This is a genomic window from Vreelandella halophytica, assembly GCF_968193635.1.
In genome coordinates this window covers 1,098,300-1,115,643 of sequence record NZ_OZ309107.1, presented here as the reverse complement: position 1 = coordinate 1,115,643, position 17,344 = coordinate 1,098,300, and the positions used below count along the sequence as shown (strand labels likewise).

The 17,344-nt window shown below is 61.4% G+C and carries 14 protein-coding genes; 6 read left to right on the top strand and 8 right to left on the bottom strand.

What is annotated here, in order from left to right:
- Positions 1-122 precede the first annotated feature (122 nt).
- From trmA to ACWHXT_RS05230, 3 genes are all read right to left on the bottom strand, one after another.
- Positions 123-1,226 (bottom strand): tRNA (uridine(54)-C5)-methyltransferase TrmA, encoded by a 1,104-nt coding sequence (gene trmA, locus ACWHXT_RS05240; RefSeq protein WP_447928464.1) that lies wholly within the window; start codon positions 1,224-1,226, stop codon positions 123-125.
- 39 nt (positions 1,227-1,265) lie between these two features.
- Positions 1,266-2,051 (bottom strand): glutamate racemase, encoded by a 786-nt coding sequence (gene murI, locus ACWHXT_RS05235; protein WP_447957512.1) that lies wholly within the window; start codon positions 2,049-2,051, stop codon positions 1,266-1,268.
- Between the two features lie 100 nt (positions 2,052-2,151).
- Complete coding sequence (locus ACWHXT_RS05230; RefSeq protein ID WP_447928462.1) at positions 2,152-2,697, bottom strand: hemerythrin domain-containing protein; 546 nt, start codon at positions 2,695-2,697, stop codon at positions 2,152-2,154.
- A 253-nt stretch (positions 2,698-2,950) separates the two neighbouring features.
- On the opposite strand from ACWHXT_RS05230, the gene ACWHXT_RS05225 reads away from it, so the two are divergent.
- Complete coding sequence (locus tag ACWHXT_RS05225) at positions 2,951-4,285, top strand: replication-associated recombination protein A (protein ID WP_447957511.1); 1,335 nt, start codon at positions 2,951-2,953, stop codon at positions 4,283-4,285.
- Between the two features lie 59 nt (positions 4,286-4,344).
- Here ACWHXT_RS05225 and lolA read toward each other — a convergent pair whose 3' ends face one another.
- Together lolA and ACWHXT_RS05215 are read right to left on the bottom strand one after the other, a co-directional pair.
- Positions 4,345-4,998 carry an outer membrane lipoprotein chaperone LolA gene (gene lolA / locus ACWHXT_RS05220; protein ID WP_447957510.1) on the bottom strand — a complete coding sequence of 218 codons (654 nt, stop codon included), beginning with the start codon at positions 4,996-4,998 and terminating at the stop codon, positions 4,345-4,347.
- Between the two features lie 247 nt (positions 4,999-5,245).
- Positions 5,246-8,671 carry a DNA translocase FtsK gene (locus tag ACWHXT_RS05215; protein WP_447957509.1) on the bottom strand — a complete coding sequence of 1,142 codons (3,426 nt, stop codon included), beginning with the start codon at positions 8,669-8,671 and terminating at the stop codon, positions 5,246-5,248.
- Positions 8,672-8,860: 189 nt separating this feature from the next.
- On the opposite strand from ACWHXT_RS05215, the gene aat reads away from it, so the two are divergent.
- The 3 genes from aat to infA all read left to right on the top strand — a co-directional run bounded on the left by aat (position 8,861) and on the right by infA (position 10,708).
- On the top strand, positions 8,861-9,607 hold the full coding sequence (aat, locus tag ACWHXT_RS05210) for a leucyl/phenylalanyl-tRNA--protein transferase (RefSeq protein WP_447957508.1): 747 nt from the start codon (positions 8,861-8,863) through the stop codon (positions 9,605-9,607).
- Positions 9,608-9,627: 20 nt separating this feature from the next.
- Positions 9,628-10,362 carry an arginyltransferase gene (locus tag ACWHXT_RS05205; RefSeq protein ID WP_447957507.1) on the top strand — a complete coding sequence of 245 codons (735 nt, stop codon included), beginning with the start codon at positions 9,628-9,630 and terminating at the stop codon, positions 10,360-10,362.
- Between the two features lie 127 nt (positions 10,363-10,489).
- Positions 10,490-10,708: a translation initiation factor IF-1 gene (infA, locus tag ACWHXT_RS05200; RefSeq protein ID WP_007111068.1), complete on the top strand. Its 219-nt coding sequence runs from the start codon at positions 10,490-10,492 to the stop codon at positions 10,706-10,708.
- 126 nt (positions 10,709-10,834) lie between these two features.
- Here infA and clpA read toward each other — a convergent pair whose 3' ends face one another.
- From clpA to ACWHXT_RS05185, 3 genes are all read right to left on the bottom strand, one after another.
- Positions 10,835-13,108: an ATP-dependent Clp protease ATP-binding subunit ClpA gene (gene clpA, locus ACWHXT_RS05195; protein WP_447928456.1), complete on the bottom strand. Its 2,274-nt coding sequence runs from the start codon at positions 13,106-13,108 to the stop codon at positions 10,835-10,837.
- A 163-nt stretch (positions 13,109-13,271) separates the two neighbouring features.
- Entirely contained in the window at positions 13,272-13,595 is a 324-nt protein-coding gene (gene clpS, locus ACWHXT_RS05190) for an ATP-dependent Clp protease adapter ClpS (RefSeq protein WP_447928455.1), read from the bottom strand.
- Positions 13,596-13,806: 211 nt separating this feature from the next.
- The gene (locus ACWHXT_RS05185) at positions 13,807-16,041 is read right to left on the bottom strand and encodes an NADP-dependent isocitrate dehydrogenase (RefSeq protein WP_447957506.1); all 2,235 of its coding nucleotides are present in this window, start codon (positions 16,039-16,041) and stop codon (positions 13,807-13,809) included.
- Positions 16,042-16,280: 239 nt separating this feature from the next.
- Here ACWHXT_RS05185 and ACWHXT_RS05180 point away from each other — a divergent pair, with 239 nt between their 5' ends.
- On the top strand, positions 16,281-16,895 hold the full coding sequence (locus ACWHXT_RS05180; RefSeq protein ID WP_447957505.1) for a pseudouridine synthase: 615 nt from the start codon (positions 16,281-16,283) through the stop codon (positions 16,893-16,895).
- Positions 16,892-17,329: an NUDIX domain-containing protein gene (locus ACWHXT_RS05175; RefSeq protein WP_447957504.1), complete on the top strand. Its 438-nt coding sequence runs from the start codon at positions 16,892-16,894 to the stop codon at positions 17,327-17,329. The genes ACWHXT_RS05180 and ACWHXT_RS05175 overlap by 4 nt, the downstream gene beginning before the upstream one ends.
- The last annotated feature ends 15 nt before the right edge of the window (positions 17,330-17,344 follow it).

The following is a 17,344-nucleotide window of genomic DNA, read 5'->3' as shown; positions in this document are numbered from 1 at the left end:
CGAAAAACGAACAGTTACAGGCCGTAAGGCCACGATACCGGTTAGCTTACGCGAATAGGCCGCGCCGCCCTACTGCTGTATCAATTTGCTTATAGAGTATGTCGCTTTCGCATTACGTACGCCTAACGGCGCTTCAAGATCACCCCACACTCGCAGTGGTGGGTGAACGGAAACTGATCGAACAGGGCAAAGCGCTCGATCGCGTGCGTTTTGGTAAGCGTTGTCAGATTATCGGCAAGCGTTGCCGGGTTGCATGAAATATAGACGATCTGATCGTACTCGCTGATCTGCTCGCAGCTTTGCTGATCGAGCCCCGCGCGCGGCGGGTCGACCAGCACGGTCGAGAAGTCGTAGGCATCCAGATCCATCTCGGCCACCCGCCGCCCGGTCTTCTCGCCTTTCAGCGCCAGCGAAAACTCCTCCGCCGACATGCGCGCAACGAACGCATTGTCGATGCGATTAGCCTCGATATTAACGTTAGCACTTGCCACCGACGTGCGAGAGATTTCCGTGGCCAGCACGCGGCGGAAATTCTGCGCCAGCGCGATGGTGAAATTGCCGTTACCACAGTAAAGCTCGACCAGGTCGCGCTCGTTCTGCCCGGTGGTGGCCTCCATCGCCCAGCCAAGCATCGTTTGGCAAATATGCGCATTGGGCTGGGTGAAGCTGTTTTCCACCTGCTGGTAGTCGAACGTGCGCCCGTTGACGTTCAGGCGCTCCCAAACGTGGTCGCGGGTCAACACCAGACGCTGCTTGCGCGAGCGCCCAATGATCATGATGCCAAGCGCGGCCTCGAGTGCCCGGGCCTCGGCCTCCCAGGCCTCGTCCAGCGGGCGGTGGTAAATCAGCGTGACCAGCGCCTCGCCGCTTAGTGTGGTGAGAAACTCCACCTGAAAAAGGCGTTTTCGCAGCGTGTCGCTTTGCAAAAACGCCTCTCTGAGCCTGGGCATCAGCTCATTGATGCGCTCGCTTGCCACCAAAAACTGATCCAGGCGCACGACCTTCTTGTCCTTGGGGTCCTCGGGATTGACCTCGAACATAGCGTAGTAAAGGTCGTCGCCCTCGTGCCAGATACGAAACTCGCAGCGCTGGCGGTAGTGGCTGGGCGGCGACGGGTACACCTCCAGCGCGGGCGGTGAAAACGGTGCGAAAAGCGCCTCGACGGCGACACGTTTGTCTTTGAGCTGCTCGTCATAGCGTTGGGGGTCAACAGCGGGAATAGCCAAAACGGCTCCTTATACATTAATCAGAAACGCCCCGGGCACTCAGGGCAGCCGTAAACGTTGAGGGGGCTTGAAGCCAAACTCGGCAAAACCGGCGGTCAGGTGGCCGGCCGTGGCGGTGGTGAAGCAGCGCCCATCGAGCGGGCCGGTCGAGCGCGGGGCAACGTCGAAGACGCGACGGGCGATCGCGTCGCCGGAATCGACCCAGGTAAGCGCGGTGGGCGCCAGCTCTTCGAGCAGCGGCTTTAAAAGCGGAAAGTGGGTACAGCCGAGCACCACGGTATCCAGCGGTGGAGACGCTTCGAGCGCCTGCCACAAAGGCGCCAGCGCACGCTGGATGCGCGCTCGGTCGACGGGGGTTCCGGCAAGCCAGGCCTCGGCTTCGACCACCAGCGCGTCCGCGGCCACCCTGGTCACCAGGCAGTCGCTGGCAAAGCGCTCGATCAAATCCTGGGTATAGGGGCGATTGACCGTTGCGCTGGTGGCCAACAGGCCAATATGGCGGGTTTGGCTCAAGCGCGCGGCGGGCTTGATCGCCGGCACGGTGCCGATCACCGGAATATTCAGCGCCTCGCGCAGCCCGGCGAGCGCCAGGGTGCTGGCGGTGTTACAAGCGACCACCAGGGTACTCGCCTCACAGGCGCTTACCGCCGCCTGGCAAACATGCAAAATACGCCGGGCCAGGGTGACATCGTCGCGTACCCCGTAAGGCAGCCAGGCGTTGTCGCAGGCGTAGCACATGGCCGTATCGGGTTGGCGTCTGTAGAGCGAGCGAGCCACGGAAAGCCCGCCCACGCCGGAATCAAAAATCAGGATAGGCCCGCTCATTGCGCCCCGCCCGGCCTGAGAGATGGGTTAGCCACAGCGCCCTCGAGTGTTTAAAAAGACGCCAGTTTAACACGCCCGCAAGGCCTGGGCGCGAACGCCGCTATACGTTGGGCACGTCGGCGCCGCGAAGCTCGGCGTAGAGTTCCGGATAGGCATTTTGCAGGCGCTCGAGTTCCTGCTGCGCCGTGCCGGGAAGCGCCTGGCTTAGCTCCTCCAGGTCCTCTTGAGTGAAGTACTTGTCGATCAGCGGAAAAAGCTTTTCGCGCTCGTGGCGAAGGTAGCTGCGGTGGGCGTCCAGGTAGGTATTCAGGTCGTCGCTAAAGCGGTCCATCGGCAGCACGTTATCCATCAAAATCATGTCGATGTCGTCGGAAAGCTGCGCAAGGCTTGGCTTCAACTCGCGGTAGTCGCTGGCCATTTTCTCCATGAAGGGCATCTCTTCCGACGCTTTCTCTTCCAGGCGCTCCACACAGATTTGCTCCAGGGGCGTGGCGAAATCATTCATGTAGGACAAAATGTAGTCGACGACTTCGCGCATCAGGTTGAAGTTGGGCCGTTCGCCCAGCGCCAGCGTTTTCTGCTTGAGCTGAAGCACGTGAAGCATTCGTGCCATATTGGCATGATCCAGACGCAACTGATTTAACATGACGATCTCCTTGAGGTGTGGTCGAGCCTTTTGCTTCAACGCCCTGTAAAAGTCCTAAAAACGCGCTGGGGAGGCAGTTTCTACTACGCTAATGAACACGATAAGATTGAACATGCGCCCGGCCGGGCGGCTTTGCAAATGCGGTGATCAAAGGCATTGCGTTACCAGATTACGTCCTAAAATAGCCTGCCGCAACGCGCTTTGCCATAGCCCCAAGCCTGGGCTCGACTGACACCGGAAGACGGAAGTAGACATGGACCTTTTTGAAAGCGCCTTTGAACCACCTGCCGAGGGCGCTCCGCTCGCCTTTCGTATGCGCCCACGTCACCTGGACGACTACGCGGGTCAACAAGCGCTGGTCGGCCCCGGAAAACCGCTGCGCCAGATGGCCGAATCGCAAACGGTACGCTCGATGATTCTCTGGGGCCCGCCCGGCGTCGGCAAAACGACCCTCGCCGAGCTTCTGGCGCGGGCCTCCAGCGCCGAGCTCGAGCAGCTAAGCGCGGTGATGGCCGGCGTCAAGGAGATTCGCGGCGTCGTCGAGCGCGCCCGACAAACCCGGGCGCAGACGCTGCTCTTTTTGGACGAGATTCACCGGCTCAATAAAAGCCAGCAGGATGCGCTGCTGCCCCACGTCGAATCCGGGCTTTTGACGCTGATCGGCGCGACCACCGAAAACCCCTCCTTCGAGGTGAACTCGGCGCTTTTATCGCGTACCCGGGTATACGTGCTCAAACCGCTCAGCCAGGAGGAGCTGATCGGCGTGATGCGCCAGGCCCTCGAGGATACCGAACGCGGCCTGGGCCGGCGTGCAATCGACCTGGAAGAGGGTGTGCTGGAAGCCCTGGCCCACGCCGCGGCGGGCGACGCGCGCCGGGCGCTGGGGCTTTTGGAAACCGCCTGCGACTTTACCCGGCAAGAGGGCGAGCGCGAAGTGCTGCACAAGCAAGCCCTGGCGGATGTGATCGGCCACCAGTCCAGCGCCTTCGATAAACAGGGCGACGGCTACTATGACTTGCTCTCGGCGATTCATAAATCGATCCGCTCGTCGCGCCCGGACGCCGCGCTTTTATACATGGCGCGCTTTATTCAGGGCGGCGGCGACCCGCTGGACGTGGTGAGACGACTTAGCGCCATCGCCTCGGAAGATGTAGGCAACGCCGACCCAAGGGCGCTTCCGCTGGTAATCGCCGCCTGGGATGCCTATTTGCGGCTGGGCGATTATGAGGGCCAGCGGGCGATTGCTCACGCGGCGATCCACCTGGCGGTAGCGCCCAAGAGCAACCGGATCGACCGCGCCTGGAACGCCGCGCGGCAGTTCGTCAACAACCAGCCCCAAGTGGATGTGCCGAGCTATTTGCGTAACGCTCCGACCAAACTGATGGAGGAACTCGGCCACGGCGAAGGTTACCGCTACGCCCACAGCGAACCAGGCGGCTACCCGGCGGGCAGCGCCCAAGACTGCTGGCCGGACGCGCTACCCAAAACGCGCTTTTTCGAGCCCAGTGATTATGGCCAGGAAAAGCGCTTTGCCGAGATCATGGCCTGGCGCGAAGCCCAGGACGCAGAAGCCGATCAGGCGCCCTGAGGCGCCTGATCGGTGGTTGCTGATATCAAAACAATGAGAGGCGCTGGACGCGTTTCGGGTCAGTAGCTTTCGCGAATCACATCGGTGCCTTCGGGGATCTCGAAATCGAACAAACTGGTGTCGATACGCCCGTTTTGAACCACGTTGTTGAACGCAATCGCGGTACGCTGGCCGGTGCTGTCAGTCATTAGAAGCTCGGTCAGGGTCTCGCCCTCGAACACCATGCTCAGTTCTTCGAACAGCGTATCGTTGGAGGTCGGGATCAGCGTGAAGATATCCTCGCCCCCTTCCTGCTCATAAAATACGTCGTAGCTTTCGGTCAGATCGACGGTACTGCCCGAGAGCAACAGCGCCGGCGTATGCGAGACGCGGTTGTCCATCGCCTGCACGGTCACCTGCTCCAGGTCCGGGTCGTACAGATAAACCTCATCGCCATCGGACACCACGACCTGGGCGTAGGGTGCTTCGACTTCCCAGCGCAACATGCCCGGGCGGGAAAGCCACATCTCACCGCGCGCCTGCTGCAGGCGCTCACCGCCGCTGCCGCTGATTTGTTGCTCGAAAGACGCCTGATAGCTCTCCAGCGGCTCGAGACGCTCGGTGAGGCGCTCGGCGGCGTCGTCGGCAAGCGCCACAGGCGATGCAAAGCCAAGGCCCAGCGCACTGGCGGCCAGCATCAGCGAAGAAGAACGTCGAGTATCTGTGTCGCTCATAACCTTACTCCCTAGGCAGTGTTGCCAAATAGCGGTCATCCTCGAGTGAGTCGATACTCAAACGGGTCAGTACTTAAATTGGTCAGTACTTAAATTGATAAGCACTCAAATCGATAAGTACGCAGTGCCGCGTTAATGCTTGATTGGTAGGACTTTTAACGTCCTTGTCCACACTCAGACGCGTCTTACGCCCCGGGGTTTCATCCGGGGCGCGACTTTCACGCTTGTTGCACGATTGCCCGCGCCGTTACTGGCCAACCGGCGGTGGCGCCAGCACTTCCCGGGCGCCGTTGGAGCCCATCGACGACACCACACCGGCGCCTTCCATCGCCTCGACCAGCCGCGCGGCGCGGTTGTAGCCAATCTTGAAACGGCGCTGCACGGCAGAGATCGAGGCCTTGCGGGTCTCGGTGACGAACTGCACGGCTTCGTCGTAGAGCGCATCCTGTTCGGCGTCGTCGTCGCTGCCCCCCTCGGCCTCGAGCCCGGCCAGGGCGTCCGCCGAGACACCGCCGGAGAGAATCTCGTCGATATACTCGGGCTCGCCGCGACGCTTCCAGTCTTCCACCACCCGGTGTACCTCGTCGTCGTCCACGAAGGCGCCGTGCACGCGGTTGGGCGGCCCGGAGCCCGCGGGCAGGTAGAGCATGTCACCGTGGCCCAGCAGGCTCTCGGCGCCGCCCTGGTCGAGGATGGTGCGCGAATCGATGCGTGACGAGACCTGAAACGCCATGCGGGACGGAATGTTGGCCTTGATCAGACCCGTGACCACGTCCACCGACGGGCGCTGAGTGGCCAGAATCAGGTGGATACCGGCGGCCCGGGCCTTCTGCGCCAGGCGCGCGATCAGCTCTTCCACCTTCTTACCGACGATCATGAACATATCGGCAAATTCGTCGATCACCACCACGATATAGGGCAGCTTCGCGAGAATCGGCGGGGTCTGATGCATCTCCCAGGGCTGGGGTTCCCAAAGCGGGTCCGCGACCTGGGCGCCGGCGCGCTCGGCCTCATCGAGACGGGCGTTGAAGCCGGCGATATTACGCACGCCCATCGCCGCCATCAGCTTATAGCGCCGCTCCATTTCGGCTACGCACCAGCGCAGGCTGTTGGCGGCCTCTTTCATATCGGTGACCACCGGCGCCAGCAAGTGTGGAATGCCGTCGTACACCGAAAGCTCGAGCATTTTTGGGTCGACCATGATCAGCTTGAGCTCATCCGGCGTGGCCTTCATCAGCATCGAAATCAGCATGGCGTTGACGCCCACCGATTTACCCGAGCCCGTAGTACCCGCTACCAACAGGTGGGGCATCTTGCCCAGATTCGCCACGACCGGGCCACCGCCGATATCCTGACCCAGCGCCATGGTGAGCGGCGAGCTCTCCTGCTGGTAGCGCTCGGAGTCGATCACTTCGCGCAGGCGAATCATCGCCCGGTGCGGGTTGGGGATCTCGATACCCACGGTCGGACGGCCTGGAATCACCTCGACCACGCGCACGCTCTTGACCATCAGCGAACGCGCCAGGTCCTTGGCCAGATTGCTGATCTTGGAAACCTTCACCCCCGGTGCGGGTTTGATCTCGAACCGGGTGATGACCGGGCCCGGCCAGGTATCGACGACCTCCGCCTTCACGCCGTAGTCGCGCAGGCGCACTTCCAAAAGCTCCGCCATGTCCGAGAGCTCCTGGTCGGAGTAGTTGGGCTGGTGCGGCTCCGGCGGGGTCAGAAGCTGATAGCTCGGCACATCGCCTTCGGGCTCGTCCTCGGTCTCGAACGCCGGGCGCTGGTTTTGCAGGTGCTCGACGGTCCAGAGCGCTGGCCCGGTATCCGGCTCCTGGGCTACCCGCTCCGAGGCGAAGGTGGGTTCCTGGCGCGCGGGCCGCGGCGCTACCGGCGGCTCCGGGGCGGGCTCAGGCTCTTCGTCATCCTCCCACACGGGTTCCGGGACTACTTCGGGCACTCGTTGAGCGCCGCTGGCCGGTGCGGGCTGTGTTTCGCGCGCGGGCGTGGCATCCGGCGTCTCATCGAACGCTTCATCGTCATACGGCGCGTCGACGTACTCGTCATCGATATAAAACCGTGAATCGCTGGCCGGCGCCGCCTCGAATTTAGAGGCGCGCAGCGGTAGTGGCTCGTCTTCGGTCTCGTCGGCGCTGGGTGGAGCAGCTACTTCGCGCTCGGGCATGGGCGGCTCGAACGGCGGTGCTTGCTCAGCGGATTCGGCGTCGTAAAACGGCGCGGCTTCACTGAACGGTTCAGCGCGGTCCGGTGAGGTGTCATCGGCTGGCGCAGCGTCGGCTGCCGACACTTCGTCGCGGGCGGAGATCGCGAAAGCATTCGAGGGCCGCGGGCTTTCAAACGCCGATACCGGCTCAGAAGCAGCCGGTTCAGAAACGGCCGGCTCGCTCTCTTCTTCATCGAACGCCGCTTCCGGCGGCGGTACAAAGGCGGCCGGGCGTTCGGGCTCGGGCACCTGTGGCGTGGGCGCTTTTTCGGCGACCTCCTCCGGTGCTACGTCGGGCTCTGGCGCCGCGGCGTGCGCCGGTGCGTTCTGCTGCGCCTCGTCGGGGGCCCAGGCGGCGGGGCGCGGCGACTCCTCGAGGGCAGGCTCGGCTTTGGCAGGTGGCGCAGGGGCCGGCTCGGGATCCGCTGGCGCCACGGGGCTTGCTTGCTCACTCGGCGCCGGGGTAGTGCCGGCCGCGACCTCCCAGGGAATCGAGGTGTCGGTGGTCTCTTCGGCCTCAGGTTCCTGGTCGAAGGCCATCATGCTGGGCTCGCGGCGGCTGCCCGCACGTGCGGGTTTGGGCGTTGGCGCCTCGCTGCGCGCCGCCACGGGCGCCTCTTCTTCTTCCTCGTATGCCGGCGCCTGGTCGTCGCGCTCCTTGCGGGTGCGCTCCTTGAACTTGCGCTTGGCTTCTTTGGAGGCGGCCTTGACCGCGGCGCGGTCTTCGCGTTTTTGCTTACCTCGAGCGCGGCGCTCGCGCAGCGAGCCGCCCAAACGACAAAGCCGCTTGCCCAGCTCATCGGCAACGTTGAGCCAGGACATGCCGGTAAACAGCGGGAAGCCGATCAGAATCAGCGCGGCGGCGATGAGCCCTACCCCGCCGCTACCCACGAGCGGGCGGAGCGTGCCGACCAGGCCCTCGCCCAGAATACCGCCAGAGGCGTAGGGCAGAATGCTTTCCGGGTGATAAAAGTGCAGCGCCCCCAGCATGGTGGTGCCGAACATCAAAAGCACCAGCCCCCCGGCGTGCACCGCAATGGCGACCGGGTCGAGCTCGAAGCGCACCTGGCGCGAGCGCATCAGCCACCAGGCGGCAAACCCGAACATGCCGGGCCACCAAAGGGCACTGGCACCCAACAACGAGTAGAGTACGTCGGCAAGCCAGCCACCGACCGGGCCCATCCAGTTGCGCACGTCGGTTTCCGGCCCCTGGTAGGACCAGCCCGGGTCTTCCGGCTGGTAGCTAAATAGCGCAAGCAATAAAAATACGCAGAGCGCGAGCAGGACCACCACCACGCCTTCGCGCATGGACCCTTGCAGGCGTAAGCCAAAACGCCGCGCCTTGTCCTTGGCCGCTTTGACCCGGGCCGATTGAGCCGGCTGGGCCGACGATGAAGGTCGACGCGAACCGCCCTGCGTTCGCTTGTCTACCGTCTTGTTTACTTTCAAGCGATTCTCCCTTTACACCTGGTGGCGTCGTTAATCCACTTGCGAGTTTGCATCATACCGAGCATCCTTTCGCCATCACAGCGCTTGTCGTCAGGCGTTGGTCTCTTTAAAGACGCTACCCGGGCCTTGTTGATTCAAAGGCTCTTTATTTAAAGGCCACTTTTTACAAAGCCATAAGGAGCCCTTTCGATGCTGCCCTGGCTCTCCTCGCCAACGCCTGCCTTCCCGGATACGGCCAAAGCACTCGACGTGCCCGACGGCCTGCTTGCCGCCGGTGGCGAGCTTTCTCCTCTCTGGCTGGTCGAAGCCTACCGCCGGGGTATCTTCCCCTGGTACAGCGATGACGACCCGGTGCTTTGGTGGAGCCCCGACCCGCGCATGGTACTCGAGCCGGCGGCTTTCAAGCTGCGGCGAAGCCTGGCCAAGCGGTTACGCAATGGTGGCTTTAGCGTGACGCTGAATCAACACTTCGAACAGGTAATTAACGCCTGCGCTGCTCCCCGTCAAGGCGAGCCGGGTACCTGGATCAACCCCGATATGCGCCTGGCCTACCAGCGCCTTCACGCCCTCGGCATTGCCCATAGCATCGAAGTTCACCGCGACGGCGAGCTTGCCGGGGGGCTTTATGGGCTGGCCATGGGGCCGGTGTTTTTTGGCGAGTCGATGTTCTCCCGCGCCCCGGACGCCTCCAAGGTGGCGCTCGCCCACCTGGCCCGTGCCATGGTGGAAAACGGCGGCGCGCTGATCGACTGTCAGATGCACACCCCTCACCTGGAACGTTTGGGCGCCGCCCCCATCGCTCGACAGACCTTCGTAGGCTATCTTGAACAGTGGCTGCCGAAAAACGCGTTCAGCCTATCGCCAGGCAGCCACGCAGTACCGAGCGTGCCGGCCTCGCCCTGGCTTGCCGCCGTGGCCACCGCTGAAAGCCGTTAGCCCCTTACAAGGAGACCGCCGTGAGTAGCAGCACTCCCCGCGGCCCGGCCCGCGATCTACGCTTTTTTTTGACCGTGCCCCACGGCTGTAGCTACCTGCCTGATCAAAAGGCGACCACCCTGTTTCTCGACCCCCAGCAAGCCCCGACCGGGAGCGTTTACCAGGCACTATCGCTGCTGGGCTTTCGTCGCAGCGGGCGCCATTTATACCGCCCCCACTGCGAGGATTGCCAGGCGTGCCGGTCGGTGCGCATACCCGTGGCCCATTTCGAGGCCAATCGCACCCAACGCAAGATCCTACGGCGAAACGTCGATATTACCACGCGCGTGGTCCCTGCCCGCTTCGATAACGCCCACTACGCGCTCTACGCCCGCTACATTCGCGAGCGCCACAGCGACGGCGACATGTACCCGCCGAGCCAGGAGCAGTATCGCACCTTTTTAACCCTCGACGAGCCCTACGCGCAGCTTTTAGAGATGTACCTGGACGACACCCTGGTCGGCGTAGCCGCCTTCGATGAACTCGAACACGGCCTTTCGGCCATCTATACCTTCTTTGAAGCCAATGAGGCCCTGGACCGACGCTCTTTGGGAACGCTTGCGATCTTACGTTTGATCGAGCTTTGCCATGAAAAAGGGCTGACCCACCTTTACCTTGGCTACTGGATCGAAGAGTGTCGAAAGATGCGCTACAAGCAGGCTTTTTCACCGCTCGAGGTGCTCGATGGGCGCCAATGGCGCTCGCTCATTCGTTAAAATGGCGTGCTTTTTTGCCTTGACGCCAGGCTTGCGGCACAATATAGCGCTGCTCGCACAGCCCTTGTACACTACGAGCGCTGCTTACCTGCGATTAATGACGTTAAATAAGTGAGGATTTGCCTATATGGCACGCGAAGACCATATTGAAATGGAAGGCGTTATTGTTGATACCCTTCCCAACACCATGTTTCGGGTCGAGCTCGAAAACGGCCACGTGGTGACGGCCCATATCTCGGGCAAGATGCGTAAGAACTACATCCGCATCCTGACCGGCGATAAAGTCAAGGTAGAGCTAACGCCCTACGACCTGTCCAAGGGCCGCATCGTTTACCGTTCGCGCTAAACACCGGCGCTACCTGCTTTGCAACAACGTAAAGCTACCTGCGTAATTCTTAATACGGCGCCTTAACATGACAACGCCCCGTCAATGACAGGGCGCTGTAGGTCGGCTTATCGCTCCGTTGTCCTGCTACGGGGCGTCAGCCATCTCGGACTCGGTCGAAAGCGAAAGCTCGCCCTCTTCCAGGCTTACGTGCACCGTACCGCCGTGCTCGGCCAGCTCGCCGAATAGAATCATTTCGGCCAGCGGCTTTTTCAGCTTTTCCTGGATCAGGCGGGCCATGGGGCGCGCGCCCATATCCGGGTCGTAGCCCTTGTCCGCCAACCAGTCTCTTGCGGTATCGTCCACGTCCAGCTGGACGCGCTTCTCGTCGAGCTGCGCTTGAAGCTCGATCAGGAACTTGTCGACCACATTGCGTACCACCGAAATCGGCAGCGAGCTGAACTGGATGATGCCGTCCAAACGGTTGCGGAATTCCGGCGAGAACGTACGGCGAATGACTTCCATGGCATCCGTGGTGTGATCCTGGGTCTGGAAACCGATCGAGCGGCGCGAAGCCTGTTCGGCACCGGCGTTCGAGGTCATGATCACGATCACGTGGCGGAAGTCCGCTTCGCGGCCGTTGTTATCGGTCAAGCGGCCATGGTCCATGACCTGCAGCAGCAGGTTGAACACTTCCGGGTGGGCTTTTTCGATCTCGTCGAGCAGTAGCACACAGTGCGGCTGCTTGTTGACCGCCTCGGTCAGAAGCCCGCCCTGGTCGTAGCCCACGTAACCCGGCGGCGCACCGATCAAGCGTGAAACGGTGTGGCGCTCCATGTACTCGGACATATCGAAACGCACCAGATCGATGCCCATGATGTGCGAGAGCTGCTTGGCGACTTCGGTTTTACCGACACCGGTGGGGCCTGCAAACAGGAAGCTACCCACCGGCTTGTCCGGTGCCTTGAGGCCGGCACGCGAAAGCTTGATCGCCGCCGAAAGCGAGTCGATCGCCTCGTCCTGACCAAACACCAGCATCTTAAGATCACGGTCGAGCTTTTCGAGCTGCTTACGATCCGAGCTCGACACGCTTTTCGGCGGAATGCGCGCGATGGAGGCGACCACCGCCTCGACCTGATCCACATCGATGGTATCCACACGCATCTCGGAAGGCAGCATGCGCTGGTGCGCACCGGCCTCGTCGATCACGTCGATCGCCTTGTCCGGCAAAAAGCGGTCGTTGATGTAACGATCCGCCAGCCGCGCCGCACTCTCGAGCGCAGCGTCGGTATACTTGAGCTCGTGGTGCTCTTCGAAGCGCGAGCGCAGCCCCTTGAGAATCTTGATGGTGTCATCCACCGAGGGAGCCGGCACGTCGACTTTTTGGAAACGACGGGCAAGCGCGCGGTCTTTCTCGAAAATACCGCGAAACTCCTGGAAGGTGGTCGAACCGATACAGCGAAGCTCACCAGACGAAAGCAGCGGCTTGAGCAGGTTCGAGGCGTCCATGACGCCGCCGGAGGCCGCCCCCGCGCCGATCACCGTGTGAATCTCGTCGATGAAGAGAATCGCGTTGGGCTGCTTTTTGAGCTCGCCCAGAAGACTCTTCAAGCGCTTCTCGAAGTCGCCCCGGTATTTGGTGCCGGCAAGCAACGCGCCCATATCGAGTGAATAGACGACCGCATCGGCGATGACATCCGGCACGTCCTCTTCGACGATGCGCTTGGCAAGGCCTTCGGCGATCGCGGTTTTACCCACGCCCGCTTCACCGACCAGCAAGGGGTTGTTCTTGCGGCGGCGGGCCAGAATCTGCACCACACGCTCGAGCTCATGGTCGCGCCCGATCAGCGGGTCGATCTTGCCAAGTCTGGCCTGCTCGTTGAGGTTGCTGGCGTAGCCGGTAAGCGGGTGTGCGGCGCCTTCGGCGCTGGTTTCTTCCACGTCCTCGCCTTCCTGCTGGGAGGCATTGGGCGCGTTGTGGCCAGAGACCTTGGAAATCCCATGGGCGATATAGTTGACGGCATCGACTCGAGCAACGTTTTGCTGCTTGAGGAAATAAACGGCTTGGCTCTCCTGCTCAGAGAAGATAGCCACCAGCACGTTGGCGCCATTGACTTCGCTTTTTCCCGATGACTGGACATGGAATACCGCGCGCTGAAGCACGCGCTGAAAGCCGAGCGTCGGCTGCGTTTCGCGCTCGCTCTGGCCTTCGGGAATCAAAGGTGTGGTGGAATTAATGAAATCCTGCAGATCGGACCGCAGCTTGTCGAGGTTTGCCCCGCACGCTTTTAGCACGTCCACCGCCGAGGCGTTGTCCAATAGCGCTAAAAGCAGGTGCTCGACGGTCATGAACTCGTGGCGCTTCGAGCGAGCCACGGTAAAGGCCGTGTTCAGGGTCAGTTCAAGTTCTTTGCTCAGCATGGCAGTCCCCTTTTCGCTACTACCCAAGGTGGTTTATACCCGGGACTTGCGTCGGATCGGTGTAATCGACCGGCACTTTCAACATCGGGTACAAATGCCCCGCTTGCAAGCCCCGCTACCACTTTTTTTCAACGCACGGCGCTTTAACGGGCTCGTGGGTCGATCAGTCGGCGGCTTCGATATCGCTCATAAGCGGGTGTTCGCATTCGCGGGCGTATTCATTGACCTGATGGCTTTTCGTCTCCGCGATATCGCGGGTAAAAATGCCGCAGGTGGCTTTGCCTTGGGTATGCACGGCGAGCATGATCTCAACGGCTTTTTCATTGTTCATATTGAAAAAGCCCTGGAGCACTTCGATGACGAACTCCATGGGGGTGTAGTCATCGTTGTGCAGGATCACTTTATATAACGGCGGCTGAGCGACTTCGGGCTCCGAAGTCTGCACATCCAGGTCGTCGTCATACTCGGGTCTATCCGGGCGCGTCATACCCAAAACCAGACTATTTAGACAAGGGCTTTCGAAGTTGGTCATAAAGCTTGGCGTATCGTCTCTGTGCTGACAGGCGGATGGTGCAAGCAGGTTTGCTCTAAGACGCCCAGAGTCAGCAAGGGTTCATGGAAAAGACAAAATTATCACACTGGATAAAACAAAAAACCCCCGCCCGCCGAGCGGACGAGGGTTGTGACCACGAAAGCGTTTAACCCTTGGCGACGATGGCAAGTGCGTCGTTCAGGGTTTTGCTCGGGCGCATGGCCTGGCTTGTAAGCTCGCGGTCCGGGTGGAAGTAGCCTTTGATGTCGACCTTCTTACCCTGGGCGCCGTTGAGCTCGTCCATGATTTTGGTCTCGTTGTCGCGCAGCGTTTTCGCAAGCTTCGCGAACAGCGACTGAAGCTCGGCGTCCTGGTCCTGGGCGGCCAGCGCCTCGGCCCAGTACATGGCCAGGTAGAAGTGGCTGCCGCGGTTGTCGATTTCGCCGGTCTTGCGCGAAGGCGACTTGTTGCTGTCCAGAAACTCACCGTTGGCTTCATCCAGCGCCTTGGCCAGCACCGTGGCGCGCTTGTTGCCGAAGGTGCTGCCCAGGTGCTCGAGCGAGGCGGCCAGGGCCAAAAACTCGCCCAGCGAATCCCAGCGCAGGTGGTTCTCTTCGATGAGCTGCTCGACGTGCTTGGGCGCGCTTCCGCCGGCGCCGGTTTCGAACAGACCGCCGCCGTTCATCAACGGTACGATCGAGAGCATCTTGGCGCTGGTGCCAAGTTCCATGATCGGGAACAGATCGGTCAGATAATCGCGCAGCACGTTACCGGTGACCGAAATGGTGTCCTCGCCCTTACGGATACGCTCCAGCGACAGGTTCATCGCCTCGACCGGCGCGAGGATACGGATATCCAGACCGTCGGTGTCGTGATCGGCAAGATAGGTTTCGACCTTCTCGATCAGCCTGGCATCGTGGGCCCGGTTAGCGTCGAGCCAGAAGATCGTCGGCGAGCCGCTTTCCCGCGCCCGGTTGACGGCAAGCTTCACCCAGTCCTTGATCGGCGCGTCCTTGGTCTGGCACATCCGCCAGATATCGCCGGCTTCCACATCGTGGCTAAACAGCGTCTGGCCGTTTTCGTCGGTGACGACCACGGTGCCATCGGCAGGAATGTGGAAGGTCTTGTCGTGGGAGCCGTACTCTTCGGCTTTTTGGGCCATCAGACCCACGTTGGGAACGCTGCCCATGGTGGTCGGATCGAAGGCGCCATTTTTCTTGCAGTCCTCGATCACGCTCTGGTAGATGGTCGCGTAGCAGCGATCCGGAATCACCGCCTTGGTGTCCTGAAGCTCGTCACCCGCGTTCCACATCTTGCCGGAGTCGCGAATCATGGCCGGCATGGAGGCGTCGATGATCACGTCACTGGGCACGTGCAGGTTAGTGATGCCCTTGTGGGAGTTGACCATTGCCATCGGCGGGCGTTCTTTGTAGAGCGCGTCGATGTCGCTTCTGATCGCCTCAGACTGCTCGGAAGGCAGTTTCTCGATCGAGCTGTAAAGATCGCCCAGGCCCGAGGCCGGGTTGAAGCCGGCCAGCTTCAGCGCACCGGCATGCTTTTCGAGTACGTCTTTATAAAACTCTTCGACCACGATACCGAACATGATCGGGTCGGACACCTTCATCATGGTGGCTTTCAGGTGCAGCGAAAACAGCACGCCCCGCTTTTTGGCGTCCTTGATTTCGCTGTCGATGAAGTTGCGCAGTTTACGGCTGCTCATCGAGGCGGCGTCGACGACTTCGCCTTCGAGCACTTTCAGGCTTTCCTTGAGTACCGTCGCCGTGCCGTCTTTTTGCTTGAGTTCGATCTTGAGCGAGCCCGGCGCCTTGATGACCGCGGACTGCTCGGTGGCGTAGAAGTCGCCCTCGCTCATGTGCGCTACGTGAGAGTCGGAATCCTTGCTCCACTCGCCCATGCGGTGCGGGTACTTGCGCGCGTAGTTCTTGACCGACTTCGGCGCACGACGATCCGAGTTGCCCTCTCTGAGCACCGGGTTCACCGCGCTACCCTTGGCCTTGTCGTAGGCGGCCTTGATGGCTTCTTCGTCGGCGTTTTGCGGCTCGTCAGGGTAGTTCGGAAGATCGAACCCCTGGGATTGCAGCTCTTTGATGGTCGCCTTCAGCTGCGGGCCCGAGGCGCTGATGTTGGGCAGCTTGATGATGTTGGCTTCTGGCGTGGTGGCAAGCTTGCCAAGCTCGGCGAGGTCGTCGCTGACGCGCTGCTCGCTGCTCAAACGGTCGGGAAACTGCGCCAGTACGCGGGCGGCCAGGGAAATATCGCGGGTTTCCACTTCCACACCGGCAGGGTCGGTGAACGCATCGATAATCGGTAACAGCGAGTAGGTTGCAAGCGCGGGGGCTTCATCGGTGAGCGTATAAATGATCTTCGGCGTTTCGGACATTTTGCGTTAACCTCGTTTCTGTCGCTGTGACTAAAAAATTCCAGGCGGCTTACTCATCGAGCTGCGCCGCGAAGAGTTTGAGCACGGCGCGTTTGCCACGGCCACCATCGCGGCGTTTTCGATAAAAGCGGCGCGAGGGCGATGATGCCATTCCAACGTTTAGTATTTGTGTATTTCCGCGCTGTACTTTACTCCTTTATGCGATTGTCGACAAATTCACCCCGCCACAAGAGAGCCCGATGAGCACGCTCTATCTTCTGCACAAGCCCTATAAGATGCTGTCCCAGTTTACCGACACCGAAGGCCGCGCGACGCTTTCCGATGTGATCGATGTACCCGGGGTCTACGCGGCGGGCCGGCTCGATTACGACTCTGAAGGGTTATTGCTACTAAGCGATGACGGCGCGCTGATTCACCAGATCGCCCACCCCCGCCACAAGCAGCCCAAGACCTACTGGGCCCAGCTCGAAGGGGTGATCGACGATAAAGCGCTGGCCGCGCTCAGAGCGGGGGTCACGCTCAACGACGGCCCTACCCGCCCGGCCAAGGCGCGGCGCATTAACGCCCCGGCTATTGGCGAGCGCACCCCGCCCCTCGACCCCAAACGCCACCCGAACACCTCGTGGATCGAGCTCACCATTACCGAGGGGCGCAACCGCCAGGTACGCCGTATGACCGCCCACGTGGGCTTTCCTACGCTTCGCCTGGTGCGCGCCGCCATCGGCGCCTGGCGCCTCGATGATTTAGCGCCGGGCCAGTGGCGCAAAGAGACCCTGCACGCCCCGAAGGCGCCCCAAAAGCCCGGCGGACACAAGCGCCCTGGGCAAAAACCGCGGAGCAAAAAAACGTCATGAAACGCATCCACGCCACCGCCGCCTGCGTGATCGAGCAAGAGGGGCGCTACCTGATGGTCGAGGAGGAGCGCGGCGGCCCGGCCACGCTTTTCAACCAGCCTGCGGGCCACATCGAACCCGGTGAGGGGCCGATGGCGGCGGCGCTGCGCGAAGTCGAAGAAGAAACCGCCTGGCGGGTACGCCTGACCCATTACCTGGGGCTTTGGGTCTTTCACACTGCGGATAAAACCTTTCATAGCCACGGCTTTATCGCCACGCCGGACACCCACCTGGCAACGCCGCTGGACGCCGATATTCACGCCACGCACTGGCTGGCGCTTCACGAAATCAAAACCCTCGAGCGCGCGGGAAGGCTTCGAAGCCCGCTGGTGGTCAGGCGGATCGAGGCCGCCCGCGCCGGGCATCACTATCCGCTAAGCGTGATCAGCGAGTGAAGCACTCGAAGCGCC

Bases quoted from the DNA above. Each gene is read 5' to 3' on its own strand.
- murI (WP_447957512.1), bottom strand. From the start codon at position 2,051: ATGAGCGGGCCTATCCTGATTTTTGATTCCGGCGTGGGCGGGCTTTCC.
- ACWHXT_RS05230 (WP_447928462.1), bottom strand. From the start codon at position 2,697: ATGTTAAATCAGTTGCGTCTGGATCATGCCAATATGGCACGAATGCTT.
- ACWHXT_RS05225 (WP_447957511.1), top strand. From the start codon at position 2,951: ATGGACCTTTTTGAAAGCGCCTTTGAACCACCTGCCGAGGGCGCTCCG.
- lolA (WP_447957510.1), bottom strand. From the start codon at position 4,998: ATGAGCGACACAGATACTCGACGTTCTTCTTCGCTGATGCTGGCCGCC.
- aat (WP_447957508.1), top strand. From the start codon at position 8,861: ATGCTGCCCTGGCTCTCCTCGCCAACGCCTGCCTTCCCGGATACGGCC.
- infA (WP_007111068.1), top strand. From the start codon at position 10,490: ATGGCACGCGAAGACCATATTGAAATGGAAGGCGTTATTGTTGATACC.
- clpA (WP_447928456.1), bottom strand. From the start codon at position 13,108: ATGCTGAGCAAAGAACTTGAACTGACCCTGAACACGGCCTTTACCGTG.
- clpS (WP_447928455.1), bottom strand. From the start codon at position 13,595: ATGACGCGCCCGGATAGACCCGAGTATGACGACGACCTGGATGTGCAG.
- ACWHXT_RS05185 (WP_447957506.1), bottom strand. From the start codon at position 16,041: ATGTCCGAAACGCCGAAGATCATTTATACGCTCACCGATGAAGCCCCC.
- ACWHXT_RS05180 (WP_447957505.1), top strand. From the start codon at position 16,281: ATGAGCACGCTCTATCTTCTGCACAAGCCCTATAAGATGCTGTCCCAG.
- ACWHXT_RS05175 (WP_447957504.1), top strand. From the start codon at position 16,892: ATGAAACGCATCCACGCCACCGCCGCCTGCGTGATCGAGCAAGAGGGG.